Here is a 15,755-nt window from a genome sequence, read left to right as displayed (position 1 = left end):
GGCAAAAAGGTCTAAGGCGATCATACTTTTGGCAGTAAAATCCGGGGCTGACTGAGATAAGTCCCACTATTAAGTAAATATAGGTAAATGGCTGGCACTCGCAGGTGCAGCTCTTTAGAATCAATGCGCTTTTCCGTTGTTTGTCTCTTAGAGAAAGGACCCGTTAATGTTCAAACGTACTTTAGTGACCTTCGTTGCGCTGTGTTCCCTGACAGCAATGGCACCTGCCGCGCTCGCCGCCGGTGAAACTCATGTCATGCTGACTACCTCGGCTGGGAATATCGAATTGGCGCTCGACAGTCAGAAGGCTCCGGTTTCCACCAAGAACTTCGTCGACTACGTGAACAGCGGCTATTACAACAACACCATTTTCCACCGTGTGATCCCGGGCTTTATGGTTCAGGGCGGTGGCTTTACTGCTGACATGCAGCAAAAATCCACCCAGGCACCGATCAAGAACGAAGCGGATAACGGCCTGCGCAACCTGCGCGGCACCATTTCAATGGCGCGTACCGCTGACAAAGACAGTGCCACCAGCCAGTTTTTCCTCAACGTGGCAGATAACGCCTTCCTGGATCACGGCCAGCGCGATTTCGGCTATGCGGTATTCGGCAAAGTGGTCAAAGGGATGGACGTGGTAGATAAAATCTCCCAGGCACCGACTGGCAACGTCGGTCCGTACCAGAATGTTCCGAGCAAACCTATCGTCATCCTGTCAGCAAAAGTGCTGCCATAATGATTTTGCGCCGGCCCCAGGTGGGCCGGCTGCGTTGCTTTCCCCGGAAGCCTTGCCTGCATCACTGTTTTTTCCCCCTCCACATGCTTTAATCGCCAGCTTATAACCAGACCGGAAACCCGGCGTTCTGCATCTGTTTTGTTAAGGGATGAGCTGCTGCCATGTTTGAATTTAGCCAGGTTCTGCTGCTGTTGCAGCAGATGTGCGTTTATCTTGTCATTGCTTATTTACTGAGCAAAACCCCGTTATTCATTCCGCTGACGCAGGTGACCATTCGCCTGCCGCACAAGCTATTGTGCTACGTCATTTTCTCGGTGTTCTGCATCATGGGCACCTATTTCGGTCTGCATGTCGAAGGTTCCATTGCCAACACCCGCGCTATCGGCGCCGTATTGGGCGGCCTGTTGGGTGGGCCTTCGGTCGGGCTGCTGGTGGGGCTGACCGGTGGCCTGCACCGTTATACCCTGGGGGGCATGACCGATATCGCCTGTGCGGTATCAACCGTGGCGGAAGGGCTGGTGGGCGGGCTGGTGCATAGCATCGCCATGCGTCACCGGCGTATCGATCTGCTGTTTAATCCTCTGTTTGTCGCCGGGGTCGCGCTGGTGACCGAAGTGCTGCAAATGGTGATTATCCTCGCGATTGCACGGCCGTTCGACGAGGCGCTGCGGCTGGTGGAACATATCGCTTTGCCGATGTTGATCGCCAATACGGTGGGGGCCGCGATGTTCATGCAAATCCTGCTGGACAGGCGAGCGATGTTCGAGAAATACACCGGTGCGTTTTCCGCCAAGGCGCTGAAGATTGCCGAACGTACCGAAGGGATCTTGCGACAGGGGTTTGATCAGGAAAACAGCATGAGGGTGGCGCGGGTGATCTATCAGGAGCTGGGTATCGGTGCCGTAGCGATAACCGACCGCGATAAACTGCTGGCGTTTATCGGCATCGGTGACGACCATCACCTGCCGGGCACGCCGATTTCATCAAAGCACTCGCACCGCGCAATCGACAACAACGAAGTGGTCTACGCCGACGGCAATGAGCACTCCTACAGCTGCTCGATTAACCCCGGTTGCAAACTGGGTTCGACACTGGTGATCCCGCTGCGCGGTGAGAATCAGCGGGTGATCGGCACCATCAAACTGTATGAACCGAAGAGCCGGTTGTTCAGTACCATCAACCGTACGCTGGGGGAAGGTATCGCCAGCCTGTTATCCGCACAGATTATGGCTGGCCAGTATGAGCGCCATAAACAGCTGCTGGCGCAGTCAGAAATCAAATTACTGCATGCGCAGGTCAATCCGCACTTTCTGTTTAACGCCCTGAATACGCTGGTAGCGGTGATCCGCCGTGACGGCGACCGGGCCTGTGAGCTGGTGCAGTCACTTTCGACCTTTTTCCGCAAGAACCTCAAGCGTTCCGGTGATGAGGTCAGCCTGGCGGACGAACTCGAGCATGTGAATGCCTACCTGCAAATCGAACTGGCGCGTTTTGCCGATCGGCTGGAAGTCGTGGTTTCGTTGCCGCAAGACCTGTTGGCAGTACGGTTGCCGGCATTTTCACTGCAGCCGATCGTGGAGAATGCCATTAAGCATGGCACTTCGCAGCTGTTGGGGGTGGGGCGGATTGATATCGGTGCGCGGCGCGAAGGGGAATGCCTGTTGCTGCAGGTGACCGACAATGCCGGATTATTCCAATCGCAGCCGAACAACAGTGGGCTGGGGATGAACCTGGTGGATAAGCGTATCCGCGTACGCTACGGCGATGATTATGGTGTACAGGTAGCCTGTGAGCCGCAAACATTCACCCGGATTACAATCAATGTCCCCTTGGCGAGGGCTGCCTGATGTTAAACGTACTGATTGTCGATGACGAACCCTCCGCGCGCGATAACCTGCGGCATTTGCTGGAGGCGGAAGAAGGCATCTCTATTGTTGGCGAATGCGCCAATGCGATAGAGGCCATCAGCGGGATCCATCGCCTGCAGCCGGACGTGGTGTTTTTGGATATCCAGATGCCGCGCATCACCGGGCTGGAGATGGTAGGCATGTTAGATCCCAACCGTATGCCGCACATCGTCTTTCTGACCGCCTATGACGAATACGCGGTGCAGGCCTTTGAAGAACATGCGTTTGACTATCTGCTGAAGCCAGCGGAACCGAAGCGGCTGAGCAAAACGTTGCAGCGCCTGCAGCAGCAACGGGGGCAGCAGAATATCGCTGCGCTGGACGAAAGCGCCGGCTACCTGAAATACATTCCCTGCACCGGCCACAGTCGCATCTATTTGCTGCGTTTTGATGAGGTGGTGGCTATCCGTTCACGGTTGAGTGGGGTGTTTGTGGTCCGCAATGACGGCATGGAGTGCTTCACCGAGCTGACACTGCGCACGCTGGAAATGCGAACGCCGCTGGTGCGCTGTCACCGTCAGTATCTGGTTAACCTGGAGCAGGTGCGTGAAATTCGCTTTGATGACAACGGCGCAGCGGAAATGATCATGCCGGTCGGCGAACCGGTACCGGTCAGCCGTCGCTACCTGAAAGCGCTGAAAGAAGAGCTGGGGCTGCGTGGTTGATTAACCCTTTGGCCATTGGCGTCGGGCGTGTACTACCGCCAATATGATAAGCAGGTCGTTGGTTAATTCATAAATCAGCAAATAAGAATGATGAATAACCCATTCACGAGTACCCGGAACCCGGCCCGCTTTTCCACTTGATGGGTTTTGGGCTAGTCGGGCAGCAGCCGCGGAAATTAAAGCATCAATCTCTGCGGCGGCTGTTGGGTTCTTTGACGCCAAATAATCATAAATTGCAATACGGTCGGCAATGGCGGGTTCCGTCCACTTGAGCTTCAGTTTCACGATATTTCCTTATCGTATTACCGCATTGATTTTTCCCTGCGCTCGGCGAAGTAAGCCTCAACATCCTCATCATCAACGATTTTCCCTTCATGAAGCGCTTTCCGGCTTAATTCCACTTTTTCTTGTAGCCATTGTTCGTATTCTTTTTGTTGAGATTGGCGACTAACAAAATCCCGCATGAAATCCCGTAACAGTTGAGATGCAGTACGATCTGCTGCTTTTGCCGCGCTGGCGAAAGCCATTTTTAATTCATCATCCACTCGGATCACCACGGTAGATTCAGACATGATATGTACCTCGTATATACAGCGTCTTGCTTACTATATCACTGCTGTTTTATTGTTCAAGTCGACCATAATCGGCTAACCCTGTGTTAAGCGGAATCCTAAATTCATTCTCCCGCGAGCAGGTTGGTAGCTACGTTTTTGTTTGTCCTTGACGGGGTTACGCCACGCTTATAGCTTTATTGACATCCACTGGCGCTTTTCGCGCCATGTCAGCGTCCAAGGAAAAGAAAATGAGTGAAGCACGGATTATTGCCAAAGCGATGAAAGACGGGAAACCGGAACAGGATCTGGTTATCTTGCCCGCGTTGGCCAACCGCCATGGTCTGATCACCGGTGCAACCGGGACCGGTAAAACCGTGACGCTGCAAAAAATGGCTGAGCAATTCTCGCGTATCGGCATTCCGGTATTTTTGTCCGACGTGAAGGGCGACCTGTCGGGAATTGGCACCGAAGCCGTGCCCTCCGAAAAACTGCAGGCACGCCTGACGGCCATTGGCGTCACTGACTGGCAGCCGCAGGCCTGCACCATTATTCCGTGGGACATCTACGGTGAGAAGGGCCACCCGATCCGCGCCACCGTGTCTGACCTGGGGCCGCTGCTGCTGGGCCGTTTGCTGGATCTAAACGAAGTACAAAGTGGCGTGCTGCAGTTGGTGTTCAAAATTGCCGACGATAACGCGTTGCTGCTGTTGGATATGAAAGATCTGCGCGCCATGGTGCAGTACGTGGGTGACAACGCCAAACAGTTCCAGACCCAATACGGCAATATTTCTTCGGCTTCGGTGGGCGCTATCCAGCGCGGGCTGTTAACACTGGAAGAGCAGGGGGCCAACCAGTTCTTCGGCGAGTCGATGCTCGATATCAATGACCTGATGAAAACCGACGCCAACGGTCACGGAGTGATTAACCTGCTGGCGGCGGACAAACTGATTAACCAACCGAAACTGTATTCGGTATTCCTGCTGTGGCTGCTGGCCGAACTGTTCGAACACCTGCCGGAGGTGGGCGACCCGGAACAGCCGAAGCTGGTGTTCTTCTTTGATGAAGCACACCTGCTGTTCAACGATGCGCCTGCGGCACTGCTGACCAAAATTGAACAGGTGGTACGCCTGATCCGCTCCAAAGGCGTCGGCATCTACTTCGTGACCCAGAACCCGCTGGATATCCCGGACAGCGTGCTGGGCCAGCTAGGCAACCGCGTGCAGCATGCGTTGCGTGCCTTTACCCCTCGCGACCAGAAGGCAGTGAAGGCTGCGGCACAAACCATGCGAGCCAATCCGGCCTTCGACGCCGAGACGGCGATCACCGAACTGGGCGTCGGCGAGGCGCTGGTGTCGTTCCTGGATGAGAAAGGGCGGCCAAATGTGGTGGAGCGAGCGATGGTGATCGCACCGGAATCCAAGATGGGCATGTTGGGGGCCGAAGGGCTGAACAGTGCGATCAACAAGTCGCCGCTGTATGGTCGTTACGAGGATATGGTTGACCGCGAGTCCGCTTATGAGAAGTTATCGTCGGAAGGTTTTGCTACCGTCGGCACACCGCAACCGGGCCAGCCGACACAGCAACCGCAGGCGCAGCAGCAGGCGGGCGGTGGCCTGATGGGTGGATTGAACGATATCCTGTTCGGCTCTACCGGCCCGCGCGGTGGTAAGCGTGATGGCATCGTCCAGACCGCCGCCAAGAGCATGGCGCGTGACCTTGGTCGCCAGATCCTGCGTGGGGTGCTGGGCTCGATTATGGGCGGCCGCAAACGTTGAGATAACTGACTGAGTTCAGATGCATAATTTGCTATGCTGTCATGGGCTGTGTGGAGCCCATGACAGGTAAATTCTGATGTGCGGATCAGAGTTGAGGGTGCAATGAAAATTAATCAAATTTCTTTAGTGAATTATCGGTGTTTTGAGCGCAGAACATTTCCATTCCATCCTGAGTTCAACCTTATCGTCGGAGTGAATGGCACGGGGAAAACGGCCTTGCTGGAGGCCCTGTCAGTTGCGTTATCTACATGGCTTTTGGGATTCAGAAATAAACCCGATAATAGTTCACTATCAAAAGATGATGTTCGTCTTAGCTACCAAGAGGTTTCTGGACGAGTAAAAACCGCTCAGCACTGGCCGATTCTTATCGATGCACAGGGGACAGTATTCGACAAAAATATTAGCTGGGAAAGATCAAAAGAGAGTGAAAATGGCAATGTACGTTATGGCAAAGCGAGTGATTTAATTTCACTTGCTAAAGAAGCAGATAAAAAACTGCGTGCCGATAACATTGTTACACTGCCCCTTATTGCTTATTACGGCACTATGCGTTTATGGCAAGAGCCTAGAAAACTTAAACAAGAAAGTACAATCCAAGGCCCGGAGGCTCTGAGCCAACAAGAGAAAACCAGTCGCTTAACGGGGTACCGTCATAGCGTTGACCCCAGAATTTCAGTCCGCAACCTGGTCAGTTGGTTTGCCAAAGAAGCGTGGGCTACTTTTCAAAATGGTGGGGAAGAGTCTGTTAGCCTTCAGGTGGTGCGGAAAGCGATTTTAGGGTGTATTGACGGCGCAGATAGATTGTTTTTTGATGCTAAACGTGGTGAATTGCTGTTTGATATTGCCGACCACGAGATCCAGCCTTTTGCTAACTTAAGTGATGGTCAGCGCTGCATGTTAGCCTTGGTCGCTGATCTTGCTCAAAAAGCAGTTGGCTTGAATCCTCATCTTGGGAACGATGTATTAACGCAAACACCTGGCGTTGTTTTGGTTGATGAGTTGGACTTACATCTGCATCCTAAGTGGCAGCGCCGCGTTGTTGAGGATTTGCGTAAGACATTTCCATCACTCCAGTTTATTTGCACAACACACTCTCCTTTCCTTATCCAATCGCTGCGCTCTGGCGAAGAATTATTGATGCTGGATGGTCAACCGACGGCAGCGCTTAATAATAAAACATTGGAAGATATTGCCGAAGGGATTATGGGCGTTGATGATTCAGAAACCAGTGAACGCTATGCCGAAATGAAAGATACGGCTAAAAATTATCTGATGATGCTGGACGATGCCGTAATGGCACCTGCAGAAAAGTTGGAAAGTTTTAAACAGCGTTTATCTGAGAGCATTGCGCCTTTTGCGGATAACCCAGCCTATCAGGCATTTTTAGAGATGAAGCGTGCAGCAAAACTGGGGGAGTAACGATGCGGCCAGTAAGAAAAGGAATTTCACCTACCGGGGATATTGATTTTGATGATTACAAAAAAGCTTTCCCTCACTTAGTCGGCCGTATTGGTAGTTATTGCAGTTATTGTGAACGCCGTATTGCTACGAATTTGGCGGTTGAGCATATTCAGCCAAAAGATGGTCAGTATGGCCATCCGGGGTTGACTGGCAGATGGAGTAATTTCTTGTTAGCCTGCGTAAATTGTAATTCTACGAAAGGGGCTAAGAAAGTCATTCTCTCAAACTTGTTGCTGCCGGACAGGGATAATACCTTCTACACCTATGTTTATTCTGCCGATGGTAAGGTTGCTCCTGCCGCTCAACTTTCTCCGGAACAGCAAGCGATAGCCCAAGAAACATTATCTCTTACCGGTCTTGATAAAAAGGTCAGTCAGATTTTTGACGACAACGGCAAGCTTGTCGCCTTAGATAGAGAAAGCCAGCGTAAGGAAGCATGGGGAACAGCACAGGAAGCGCTGAGCGATGTGCTAAATAACCCAGGCAATACTGCTGTATTACGTTTAACGGCGGTTTTAGCAAAAGAAACTGGTTTTTTCAGTATCTGGATGACGGTGTTTAGCGGCCAGCCGACGATGTTGTTGCGTATCATTGAGGCGTTTGAAGGTACGGCTGCGAGTGGCTGTTTTGATGCGATCGGCGTATCAACCGTGCCGGCGCCTAATCCCGACCGGTTGGCTAATGGTAGCAAAGTATAATCAATGCTGGTGGCCTGATATCGGCTGTGCGTTAATAGGCTATTCTGATTTTCCAACTCGTCCATATCATGCTGCTGCTAATCGATAACTACGATTCTTTTACCTATAACCTTTACCAGTACTTCTGCCAATTAGGTGCCGAAGTGCTGGTGAAGCGTAACGACGAACTGCAACTGGCTGATATAGAAAGGCTGGCCCCGCAGCATTTGGTGATCTCTCCTGGCCCTTGCACCCCGAACGAAGCCGGTATCTCGCTGGCGGCCATTAGGCATTTTGCCGGCAGGCTGCCGATCCTCGGTGTTTGCCTGGGGCACCAGGCACTGGGGCAGGCTTTTGGCGCCAAGGTCGTGCGTGCCCGCGAGGTGATGCACGGCAAGACCTCGGCGATCCGCCATCTCGACAGTGGCGTTTTTCACGGACTGAACAACCCGCTGACCGTCACCCGCTACCACTCGCTGGTGCTTGAAGCCGCTACTTTGCCGGACTGTTTTGAAGTGACGGCCTGGAGCGAGCGCGACGGCGTACGCGATGAGATTATGGGGATCCGCCACCGCCAACTGGCGCTGGAAGGGGTGCAGTTCCACCCGGAGAGCATCCTTAGCGAGCAGGGCCACCAGCTGTTGGATAATTTCCTTAAAAGTTAGTCGGTTAGGTTTTTTTTAACCGCGAAGACGATTTGCGTTTGCCCTTTATTGGTTTTTTATGCATATTTTGTGATTATATTTTCACTCAATCGCAACCAAAAAACTGAGTCACATTCAGGGTGGGCCACATAATGACCGAAAAATCCGCAGTTAGCCGCAGTACCTTTGATCAGGTTATCCTGCCTGTTTATGCACCCGCGCAGTTTGTTCCGGTCAGGGGAAAAGGCAGCCGCGTGTGGGACAGCCAAGGGAAAGAGTACATTGATTTCTCTGGCGGCATTGCGGTGACGGCGTTAGGGCACTGTCACCCGGCCTTGGTCGAGGCGCTGAAACAGCAGGGCGAAACCCTGTGGCATACCAGCAACGTTTTTACTAACGAGCCGGCGCTGCGGCTGGCCACCAAGTTGATCAACGCCACCTTTGCCGACCGGGTGTTTTTCGCCAACTCCGGCGCAGAGGCTAACGAAGCGGCCTTCAAGCTGGCTCGGCATTACGCCATTACCCGCCACAGCCCGTATAAAACCAAAATCATCGCGTTTTATAACGCTTTCCATGGCCGCACCTTATTCACCGTCTCGGTGGGCGGGCAGGCCAAGTATTCTGATGGTTTTGGGCCAAAACCGGCCGACATTGTGCACGTGCCGTTCAACGATCTGGCGGCGGTGAAAGCAGTGATGGACGACCATACCTGTGCGGTGGTGATGGAGCCAATCCAGGGCGAAGGGGGCATTACTCCGGTTAATGCCGAATTCCTCAAGGGCGTGCGTGAACTGTGCGACAAACACCAGGCACTGCTGGTATTCGACGAAGTACAAAGCGGCATGGGGCGCAGCGGCAAACTGTTTGCCTATATGCACTATGGCGTAACGCCGGACATTCTCACCACGGCCAAAGCGCTTGGCGGCGGTTTCCCGGTCAGCGCCATGCTGACCACCGAAGAGATTGCCTCGGTGATGCAGGTCGGTACCCACGGCACCACTTACGGCGGCAATCCGCTGGCCTGTGCGGTGGCGGAAGCGGCGCTGGACGTGATCAATACGCCGGAAGTGCTGAGCGGCATTGAGTTGCGTCATGGGCTATACGTGCAGGCGTTAAAGAAAATTGGCGATAAGTACGGTATTTTCAGCGATATTCGCGGCATGGGCCTGCTGATTGGTGCTGAGTTAACGCCGCAATACCAGGGTAAGGCGCGCGATTTCCTGACCGCAGCTGCTGCTCGTGGGCTGATGATCCTCAATGCCGGGCCAAATGTGATCCGCTTTGCCCCTTCGCTGGTGGTGGAGACCCAGGACATCGACCAGGGTATGGCGCTGTTTGAGTTGACGGTGCAGGACGTGATTAACGCGTAATGCGTTGCATTGATGACAAGGGCGCCAGACGGCGCCCTTATTGATCGCGCAGTTTGCGTTTCAGCCAGATGCCGTGGTGTGGGCGTTGGCTCCAGGCCAATGACGAGATGGTATGCATCACGCTCAAGTGTGAAAGAATACGCCGCAGGTGGCGCTCCATTTCGGTCACCGGCATATCTGGGTGCAAATCCGGCGGCTGCATAATGCTGTTGCCACTGCTCGGCCCGTCGTACTCCAGCCGTTGCTGGCAGCTCTGCAGCGCGATCTCGCAAGATTGCAGATACTCCTCCGCCAGTTTTGGCGTCAGCATATAGTGCTCGCGCGCCAGGATAGTCATCGCATTCAGATGCTCGACAATAAACTGGCTGTGCGTCACCCACAGGCGCATATCCGCCAGATAGTTCGATTCAAACCCCGGTTCCTGCATCGCCTGATTCAGTGAGGTGAATAACGCGTTGTGCGCCTGATTGACCTGCATGCGTGCGTAGGCCAGTGCAGTGGGATCCGGCTCTTGCTCTTCCAGCAACAAACGTAACGCCTGCTGATCGTTCTCCAGCGCCTGATGGGCATTCTTGCGCAGCAGCCCGCTTTGCCACTGTGGCCACAGCCAAATGGTACTGCCGAACACCAGTACGCAGCCAATCAGGGTGTCGATCAGACGCGGTACCAGGAAATTCGTGCCGTTCAGCGCCAGTAATTGCAGGGTATAGACCGCCGTCACCGTAAAACCAATCACCGCCAATCCGTAATTTTTACGTGACACCATATAGGCCAGCAGCGTAATCACCAGCATCACGCTCAGGGTTTCGGCCTCGGGCAGTTGTAATTGCAGCAGACCGGCGGCGATCACCAGCCCGGCCAAAGTACCGAGCGCACGGTGTTGGATGCGCACCCGGGTGGCGTTGTAGCCGTTCTGGCTCACCAGCATGATGGTGAGCAGGATCCAGTAGGGTTTCGGCAGGTTGAAAATCATCCCCAGGCTGCTGCCTGCCGCCAGCGTGACGCCTAATCGTGCCGCATTACGCAGGGCATTGGATTTGAACGACAGATAACTGACCAGCGCCGGCCAAAACGGCAGGCGGTTTTGATTGGCCATCAGGTCACGCCGATAGAGTGGATGCTGAGTACGCAGCAGACGGGCGATGCGACTGAAGTGGTAGTAGCAGAACTGACCCACCGGATTATCCGGGTGCTGTGCCGCTACTTTTTCCAATGCTGCCAGTTCATTGCCCATATTGAAGCGCTGCGAATGCTGGTGATAGAGAATATCGTGCGCCACCGTGCGTAGCCGGCCGGCAATCACCTGTGCGTTGCGGCGGATAATCGCTTCGGCCTGGCTCTGTTCCACCAGCTTTTGTACTTCTTCCGGCAGGTGCAGGCTGACGGTGATGTGTTCCTGCAAATCCAGCGCGACCTGAAAGGTTCGTTGCAGACGTTTTTGCTCGAGGTTACTGGCGTGCGGCAGAAAGTTTAGCTGCTGATACAGCAGAGTAATCAGATCCATCACCTTTTGCTGACGAACCAACAACGGCGGTAACGCGGTCTGTGGATCGGTATGCTGGGTCAGCAGTGAGTATTTGGCCTCGAAGTAGTCCGCCAACTCCAGATAGAGCTGATTGAGCGACTCGCGCATCGGCTGCTCTTTCCACAGTTTGAACCAGAACCAGGTGAACAGCCCGTACCAGGCGGTGCCGACCACATATAACAGCGGCGCATGCCAAAGCGGTACTGAACCGGCCATGCTGAGGGAGAAGATGGCGGCAACCAGCGCAGCGGGCAGCAGACGGGCGTGTAACGGGCTGATTTCACCGCTGACGCCGAGCAGCAGCGCCAGGCCGAGCATCAGTATCGGCAGCGGCAACTGCCATAACAGGGCTTGCTGCAGTAACAAACTGCTGAGTGCGAACAGTGAACCGCCGACGATCAGGCGTTTGAAAAAACGTTTGTGAGGCGTGTCCAGCCCGGCGATGTTACAGCAGGCGGGAACCAGGGAAAATAGCAGGCCATATTGCAGTTGGCCTATCAGCAAGCCAAACAGTACCGGCAGGCAAAGCACCAGCGTTTGCCGCAGTGCGTAATTAACTTCCGGGTGGTAGATCAGTCGGCGCCACATGATGACTCGGGGCATAAAAAAACGGCGCGAATCATCGCGCCGTTTTTTCAGTGATTAACGCGTGCCGTAAACGACAATAGTTTTGCCGTGGGCGGAGATCAGGTTTTGATCTTCCAGCATTTTCAGAATACGACCCACGGTTTCACGTGAGCAACCGACGATCTGGCCAATTTCCTGGCGGGTAATTTTAATCTGCATACCATCCGGGTGGGTCATGGCATCAGGCTGTTTCGCCAGGTTCAGCAGGGTTTGCGCGATGCGGCCCGTAACGTCCAGGAAAGCAAGGTTACCCACTTTCTCAGATGTGATCTGCAGACGGTTTGCCATCTGAGCTGACAGGCGCATCAGGATGTCCGGGTTAACCTGAATCAACTGGCGGAATTTCTTATAGGAAATTTCAGCCACTTCACAGGCGGTTTTCGCCCTAACCCAGGCGCTACGCTCCTGACCTTCTTCAAATAATCCAAGCTCGCCGATGAAATCCCCCTGGTTAAGGTAGGACAGGATCATCTCTTTACCCTCTTCATCCTTAATCAGCACCGCGACGGAGCCTTTGACGATGTAGTAAAGCGTTTCAGCCTTTTCACCTTGGTGAATCAGCGTACTTTTGGATGGATATTTGTGGATATGGCAATGAGACAGGAACCATTCGAGAGTAGGGTCTGTTTGCGGTTTGCCGAGAACCATTCGCTGTTATCCTCTGTTGTTATCGCTGCCTTGTGTCACAGGGGTCAGAGTTCCCTGTAAAACGTGCTGTCGCCGTTCTTTTAATGGTGGCTGTCAGCAGGTTTTGAGGCGTGTCATAAATATACGCTGTCGCCCTAGCATATTAACTTGCCGGGAGAGCTGCAAGCTACATTCTGTTAACATACCGGTAAAGGAGCCTTTCCCTGGGAGTTTCCCTGAAATCAGTGTCCCGGAAAGATTTATTGCGGCTCTGTTTGTAGCACAGAGTGAGGCGGGTGTCTTGTGTTGTCTCGCTTCAGCATGATTAGCATCAGGTTCCGTTGCCAGTTTCTATGCGAAAGCGTAGTCTGATTTTAAGAAATTAACCGGAGTGACCAGTATGCAGGCAAGAGTTAAGTGGGTGGAAGGGTTGACGTTTCTGGGTGAATCCGCGTCTGGCCATCAGGTGCTGATGGACGGCAACGCCGGGGATAAAGCCCCCAGCCCAATGGAAATGGTACTGATGTCGGTGGGAGGTTGCAGCGCGATAGATGTGGTGTCGATCCTGCAAAAAGGACGTAACGATGTGCGCGACTGCGAGGTGAAATTAACCTCCGAGCGGCGTGAGGAGGCGCCACGACTGTTTACCCATATCAACCTGCATTTCATCGTCACCGGTAAAGATTTAAGTGACAAAATTGTCGAGCGCGCGGTGAATCTTTCCGCCGAGAAATACTGTTCGGTGTCATTGATGCTGAGCAAGGCTGCCAGCGTGACCCACAGCTTTGAGATCCGCGCAGTGTCCTGACGGATAAAGGAGCGCGGCTTGTTGCCGCGCTCCGGTAAGCTATTCGATTTTTTTGCCTTCCAGCAGTTGCTGCACCAGCGGCGCCATAATCAACTCCATCGCCAGCCCCATTTTGCCGCCCGGCACCACCAGCGTATTGATATGCGAGATAAAAGAACCCTGCAGCATCGCCAGCAGATAAGGGAAATCGATCTGATCCAGGCCGCGGAAGTGGATCACCACAAAGCTCTCGTCCAGCGAGGGGATCGCCTTGGCGGCGAACGGGTTGGAGGTATCTACCGTCGGCACCCGCTGGAAGTTGATATGGGTGCGGGAAAACTGCGGCGTGATGTAGTTGATGTAGTCTTCCATCGAACGTACCACCGAATCCATCACCGCTTCACGAGAGTGGCCGCGCTCGCCGGTATCGCGGATTAACTTTTGGATCCATTCCAGGTTAACGATAGGCACCACGCCGACCAGCAAATCGACATGCTTGGCCACGTCGTTGTGCTCGGTCACTACGCCGCCGTGCAGCCCTTCATAAAACAGCACGTCGGTCGGTGCCGGTAAGGCTTCCCACGGGGTAAAGGTACCGGGAACCTGGTTATAGGGTACCGCTTCATCGTAGGTGTGCAGATACTTGCGTGAACGGCCGGTGCCGTTGGTGCCGTACTCGCTAAAGCTTTGTTGCAGCAGGCCAAAGTCGTTGGCCTCGGGGCCGAAATAGCTGATATGACGGCCAAGATCGCGCGCTTTGCGGATCGCCGCGTCCATTTCCGGCCGGGTATAGCGATGGAAACTGTCGCCTTCCAGCTCCGCGGCGCGGATGTTCAACTGCTGAAAGATTTTACGGAACGCCACGCTGGTGGTGGTGGTGCCGGCACCGCTGGAGCCGGTCACTGCGATAACGGGATGTTTGGCGGACATGGTGATGGGTCACTCCGTGTTTAATGCGCCGGTGTCAGATATCATTATTGGTCTGTTTGACACCCTTTCGCCTAGGGCAAAATACTGCGCGTTGGTTTGCAATCCCTCATTGTTACCTGATTTTTTCCGTCAGTCATAGAACCGATAAGCACTAAATTTCTTCTTGTCCGGCGCGGAACTGCCCGCGCGGCATGATGTTGATGGTCTCATGCAGTTCTGACCACACCAGCAGCACCTCGCCGTTTTTCAGCTGGCGGCGCACGTCTTCCACTTTCTGTTCCAGCGAACGTTCATGCTCGCCGTAGTCGGTACCTTCGCGCAGCACAAAGGACTCGATCAGGCTATTGAGGGTCTCGGTTTCCAGTTCTTTCCAGGGGATGATCACTTGGTTGTTTCCAGGTAAGGGGCAAGCCAGGATGGAATACGGTATTCCAGCCACATATGGGGTTTTTTCAATGTGCCGCCGACAAAACCGACGTGACCGCCAAACTCGGTCAATTGATATTCAATATTGTGCGGCAGCGTGGCGGTTTCGGGGATCACTTCGTCGGTCATAAAAGGATCGTCCTTGGCATGGATGATCAACAGCGGCGTTTGGATCGACGGTAACAACGGCAGGGCGCTGCAACGGCGGTAATAATCGGTGGCGTCGCTAAAGCCATGGATGCGCGAGGTAATGGCATCATCAAAGTCGCGGATCCGACGCAATGCCTTGAGCTGCGGCAGTTTGAGCGGCAGCGTATCAGGATAGTGCAGCAGTTTGCGGGTGGCGTTTTGTTTCAACTGCCCGAGCAGGTAGTGCTGATAGACCCGCGAGAAGCCTTGGTCCATCCGCCACGAACAGGGTTCCAGCATCAGTGGCGCAGAAACCACCACCGCCGCCTGCAGCAGGCTGTCGGCGCCCTGTTGTGCCAGATAACAGGCCAGCATGTTGCCGCCGAGCGAAACGCCAACGGCAGCGGTGGGGGCTTCTCCGTAGGTAGCACGCAGCCACTGGAGGAAGAAGCGCGCATCTTCCGTTTCACCAGAATGGTAGATACGCTGCTTGCGGTTCGGCACACCGCTGCAACCGCGAAAATGCATTACCACCCCGAGCCAGCCCTTTTCACGCCAGGCATTGAGTTGGCCATGGGCATAGGGGCTGTAGAAGTTGCCTTCCAGGCCGTGGAACAGCACCACTCGCGGCTTGCCGCTGGCCTGAGCCGGATCTTCGCTCCAGGCGAGATCGACAAAGTCGCCGTCGGGCAGTTCCAGCCGTTGCCAGTGGGGTTTCAACTGCACGCGGCGACGCACCAGCCGTGGCAGCAGCGTTTGCAGGTGCGGATTACTGGCCCCGGTCAAAGGGCGAAAGGATTCATGCATAACCTGAGTAAAATTCTTATTGGCAACTATTGTGGGATGATTAGTGCGCTGTTAGCTTCACTAGCCTGAGTTAACAATAATACTGCAAAAAATGACCTGGGTGAGGAG

General features: G+C 54.0%; 16 protein-coding genes. 9 read left to right on the top strand and 7 right to left on the bottom strand.

Annotated elements, in window-relative coordinates; translation table 11 throughout:
• Nucleotides 1–166 precede the first annotated feature (166 nt).
• The 3 genes from ppiA to btsR all read left to right on the top strand — a co-directional run bounded on the left by ppiA (nt 167) and on the right by btsR (nt 3,308).
• Nucleotides 167–736: a peptidylprolyl isomerase A gene (gene ppiA / locus ACSOSI_RS24205; protein WP_012147266.1), complete on the top strand. Its 570-nt coding sequence runs from the start codon at nt 167–169 to the stop codon at nt 734–736.
• Nucleotides 737–897: 161 nt separating this feature from the next.
• Nucleotides 898–2,583 (top strand): sensor histidine kinase, encoded by a 1,686-nt coding sequence (locus ACSOSI_RS24200; protein WP_012147265.1) that lies wholly within the window; start codon nt 898–900, stop codon nt 2,581–2,583.
• Nucleotides 2,583–3,308: a two-component system response regulator BtsR gene (btsR, locus tag ACSOSI_RS24195; protein ID WP_012147264.1), complete on the top strand. Its 726-nt coding sequence runs from the start codon at nt 2,583–2,585 to the stop codon at nt 3,306–3,308. Before ACSOSI_RS24200 ends, btsR begins: the two co-directional genes overlap by 1 nt.
• Here the strand turns inward: btsR and ACSOSI_RS24190 are convergent, their stop codons facing one another.
• Nucleotides 3,309–3,593, bottom strand: coding sequence for a type II toxin-antitoxin system RelE/ParE family toxin (locus ACSOSI_RS24190; RefSeq protein WP_012147263.1), 285 nt, complete (start codon nt 3,591–3,593; stop codon nt 3,309–3,311).
• A gap of 17 nt (nt 3,594–3,610) precedes the next feature.
• Complete coding sequence (locus ACSOSI_RS24185; protein WP_012147262.1) at nt 3,611–3,880, bottom strand: hypothetical protein; 270 nt, start codon at nt 3,878–3,880, stop codon at nt 3,611–3,613.
• A 230-nt stretch (nt 3,881–4,110) separates the two neighbouring features.
• Between ACSOSI_RS24185 and ACSOSI_RS24180 the strand changes: the two genes are divergently transcribed.
• The 5 genes from ACSOSI_RS24180 to argD all read left to right on the top strand — a co-directional run bounded on the left by ACSOSI_RS24180 (nt 4,111) and on the right by argD (nt 9,789).
• The gene (locus ACSOSI_RS24180; protein ID WP_476706269.1) at nt 4,111–5,637 is read left to right on the top strand and encodes a helicase HerA-like domain-containing protein; all 1,527 of its coding nucleotides are present in this window, start codon (nt 4,111–4,113) and stop codon (nt 5,635–5,637) included.
• Between the two features lie 102 nt (nt 5,638–5,739).
• Nucleotides 5,740–7,056 (top strand): AAA family ATPase, encoded by a 1,317-nt coding sequence (locus ACSOSI_RS24175; protein ID WP_261422758.1) that lies wholly within the window; start codon nt 5,740–5,742, stop codon nt 7,054–7,056.
• 2 nt (nt 7,057–7,058) lie between these two features.
• Entirely contained in the window at nt 7,059–7,796 is a 738-nt protein-coding gene (locus ACSOSI_RS24170; protein WP_476706268.1) for an HNH endonuclease, read from the top strand.
• Between the two features lie 68 nt (nt 7,797–7,864).
• Nucleotides 7,865–8,440, top strand: coding sequence for an aminodeoxychorismate synthase component II (locus tag ACSOSI_RS24165; protein ID WP_012147260.1), 576 nt, complete (start codon nt 7,865–7,867; stop codon nt 8,438–8,440).
• A gap of 131 nt (nt 8,441–8,571) precedes the next feature.
• Nucleotides 8,572–9,789, top strand: coding sequence for a bifunctional acetylornithine/succinyldiaminopimelate transaminase (gene argD, locus ACSOSI_RS24160; RefSeq protein WP_476706267.1), 1,218 nt, complete (start codon nt 8,572–8,574; stop codon nt 9,787–9,789).
• Between the two features lie 37 nt (nt 9,790–9,826).
• Here argD and ACSOSI_RS24155 read toward each other — a convergent pair whose 3' ends face one another.
• Both ACSOSI_RS24155 and crp read right to left on the bottom strand, forming a co-directional pair.
• Nucleotides 9,827–11,902, bottom strand: a complete 2,076-nt coding sequence (locus ACSOSI_RS24155; RefSeq protein WP_476706266.1) for a YccS/YhfK family putative transporter — start codon at nt 11,900–11,902, stop codon at nt 9,827–9,829.
• Between the two features lie 54 nt (nt 11,903–11,956).
• Nucleotides 11,957–12,589 carry a cAMP-activated global transcriptional regulator CRP gene (gene crp / locus ACSOSI_RS24150; RefSeq protein ID WP_004718520.1) on the bottom strand — a complete coding sequence of 211 codons (633 nt, stop codon included), beginning with the start codon at nt 12,587–12,589 and terminating at the stop codon, nt 11,957–11,959.
• A gap of 379 nt (nt 12,590–12,968) precedes the next feature.
• On the opposite strand from crp, the gene ACSOSI_RS24145 reads away from it, so the two are divergent.
• A complete protein-coding gene (locus tag ACSOSI_RS24145; protein ID WP_012147257.1) occupies nt 12,969–13,376 on the top strand; it encodes an OsmC family protein in 408 nt (135 codons plus the stop codon).
• Nucleotides 13,377–13,415: 39 nt separating this feature from the next.
• Here the strand turns inward: ACSOSI_RS24145 and ACSOSI_RS24140 are convergent, their stop codons facing one another.
• The 3 genes from ACSOSI_RS24140 to ACSOSI_RS24130 all read right to left on the bottom strand — a co-directional run bounded on the left by ACSOSI_RS24140 (nt 13,416) and on the right by ACSOSI_RS24130 (nt 15,647).
• Nucleotides 13,416–14,285 (bottom strand): phosphoribulokinase, encoded by an 870-nt coding sequence (locus tag ACSOSI_RS24140; protein ID WP_012147256.1) that lies wholly within the window; start codon nt 14,283–14,285, stop codon nt 13,416–13,418.
• A 151-nt stretch (nt 14,286–14,436) separates the two neighbouring features.
• A complete protein-coding gene (locus ACSOSI_RS24135; protein ID WP_012147255.1) occupies nt 14,437–14,670 on the bottom strand; it encodes a YheU family protein in 234 nt (77 codons plus the stop codon).
• Nucleotides 14,667–15,647, bottom strand: coding sequence for a hydrolase (locus ACSOSI_RS24130; RefSeq protein ID WP_012147254.1), 981 nt, complete (start codon nt 15,645–15,647; stop codon nt 14,667–14,669). Before ACSOSI_RS24130 ends, ACSOSI_RS24135 begins: the two co-directional genes overlap by 4 nt.
• Between the last annotated feature and the right edge of the window lie 108 nt (nt 15,648–15,755).

The organism is Serratia sp. AR11, assembly GCF_056376275.1.
This window is presented reverse-complemented; position numbering and strand designations above follow the sequence as displayed.